Here is a 1,820-nt window from a genome sequence, read left to right as displayed (position 1 = left end):
GGCGTTTCCCCCTGGAAGCTCCCTCGTGCGCTCTCCTGTTCCGACCCTGCCGCTTACCGGATACCTGTCCGCCTTTCTCCCTTCGGGAAGCGTGGCGCTTTCTCATAGCTCACGCTGTTGGTATCTCAGTTCGGTGTAGGTCGTTCGCTCCAAGCTGGGCTGTGTGCACGAACCCCCCGTTCAGCCCGACCGCTGCGCCTTATCCGGTAACTATCGTCTTGAGTCCAACCCGGTAAGACACGACAAAGCGCCACTGGCAGCAGCCGTTGGTAACTTGGTTAGCAGAGCGATGATGGCGCAAATGGTGCAACAGAGTTCTTGAAGTAGTGGCCCGACTACGGCTACACTGGAAGGACAGTATTTGGTATCTGCGCTCTGCTGAAGCCAGTTACCTCGGTTAAGCAGTTCCCCAACTGACTTAACCTTCGATCAAACCGCCTCCCCAGGCGGTTTTTTCGTTTACAGGCAGCAGATTACGCGCAGAAAAAAAGGATCTCAAGAAGATCCTTTGATCTTTTCTACTGAACAGAGATCCCCGTCAATTTAGAAGAAGATGATGGAGCCACAGTCCCTCCCTGAACATCACGTATATAGTTAGCCTGACATCCAACAAGGAGGTTTATAGCGAATATTCCCACAAAAAATCTTTTCCTCATAACTCGATCCTTATAAAATGAAAAGAATATATAATGAGGTTTAATTTATGAGTTTAAGATATTACATAAAAAATATTTTGTTTGGCCTATACTGCGCACTTATATATATATACCTTATAACAAAAAACAACGAAGGGTATTATTTCCTAGCGTCAGATAAGATGCTATACGCAATAGTGATAAGCACTATTCTATGCCCATATTCAAAATATGCTATTGAACACATATTTTTTAAGTTCATAAAGAAAGATTTTTTCAGAAAAAGAAAAAACCTAAATAATGCCCCCGTGGCAAAATTAAACCTATTTATGCTATACAATCTACTTTGTTTGATCCTAGCAATCCCATTTGGATTGCTAGGACTGTTTATATCAATAAAGAATAATTAAATACCCAACACCTCATTTATAGTATTAAGTTTATTCTTGTCAATAAAGGCACATAAAATGCCTGTAACAATAGCAATCCCCCAGATACCTAATGTAGTTCCAGCAAGCACACTAAAAAGTAAAACAACAACATAACTCACTCCAGCATCTACAGCTTTCTTCTCTAATGTAAGAAATAGGGGTCAGTTTGGATATAGAGAATTATTGTACGGTAAGCCTGTTTTTTGAACAGGCTTACCTATAGCATTTGGGTGTACTCCCGCGCTATACGGGGGTTTTAGGGGGATATGCCCTAATCGGATAACCTAAATGCGATACGCCATAAGCGACAACTTAAAGGCGATAAGAGCTGGCTGCGTAGCTCAATTGGTTAAATAATGCGCTTAACGTACAAAAATTTCCGATCTCCAAACTGCCCCCCGTAAGGAGAAAATGCCAGTTCAGGCGCTCTTCCGCTTCCTCGCTCACTGACTCGCTGCGCTCGGTCGTTCGGCTGCGGCGAGCGGTGTCCACTCACTCAAAAGCTGTAATAAGGTTATCCACAGAATCAGGGGATAACGCCGGAAAGAACATGTGAGCAAAAAAGCAAAAGGCCACACCGCTGGCGTTTTTCCATAGGCTCCGCCCCCCTGACGAGCATCACAAAATCGACGCTCAAGTCAGAGGTGGCGAAACCCGACAGGACTATAAAGATACCAGGCGTTTCCCCCTGGAAGCTCCCTCGTGCGCTCTCCTGTTCCGACCCTGCCGCTTACCGGATACCTGTCCGCCTTTC

At 45.1% G+C, this 1,820-nt stretch carries 3 protein-coding genes and 1 pseudogene; 2 read left to right on the top strand and 2 right to left on the bottom strand.

Annotated elements, in window-relative coordinates; genetic code table 11:
- Nucleotides 1-163 precede the first annotated feature (163 nt).
- Entirely contained in the window at nt 164-322 is a 159-nt protein-coding gene (locus C7B16_RS24935) for a hypothetical protein (RefSeq protein WP_001354639.1), read from the top strand.
- 196 nt (nt 323-518) lie between these two features.
- Here the strand turns inward: C7B16_RS24935 and C7B16_RS24120 are convergent, their stop codons facing one another.
- Nucleotides 519-656 (bottom strand): colicin release lysis protein, encoded by a 138-nt coding sequence (locus C7B16_RS24120; protein WP_001329514.1) that lies wholly within the window; start codon nt 654-656, stop codon nt 519-521.
- A gap of 47 nt (nt 657-703) precedes the next feature.
- Here C7B16_RS24120 and C7B16_RS24115 point away from each other — a divergent pair, with 47 nt between their 5' ends.
- Nucleotides 704-1,045: a colicin E1 family microcin immunity protein gene (locus C7B16_RS24115; protein WP_096133092.1), complete on the top strand. Its 342-nt coding sequence runs from the start codon at nt 704-706 to the stop codon at nt 1,043-1,045.
- Here C7B16_RS24115 and C7B16_RS24110 read toward each other — a convergent pair.
- Nucleotides 1,042-1,227, bottom strand: a pseudogene (locus C7B16_RS24110) (colicin-like pore-forming protein); the annotation flags it as partial. The gene C7B16_RS24115 and the pseudogene C7B16_RS24110 overlap by 4 nt on opposite strands.
- Nucleotides 1,228-1,820 lie beyond the last annotated feature (593 nt).

It is taken from the genome of Escherichia sp. 20412-1, assembly GCF_003027595.1.
GTDB lineage: Bacteria > Pseudomonadota > Gammaproteobacteria > Enterobacterales > Enterobacteriaceae > Escherichia > Escherichia marmotae.
The sequence above is the reverse complement of the archived record's forward strand: the minus strand, read 5'-3'. Positions and strand labels throughout refer to the sequence as shown.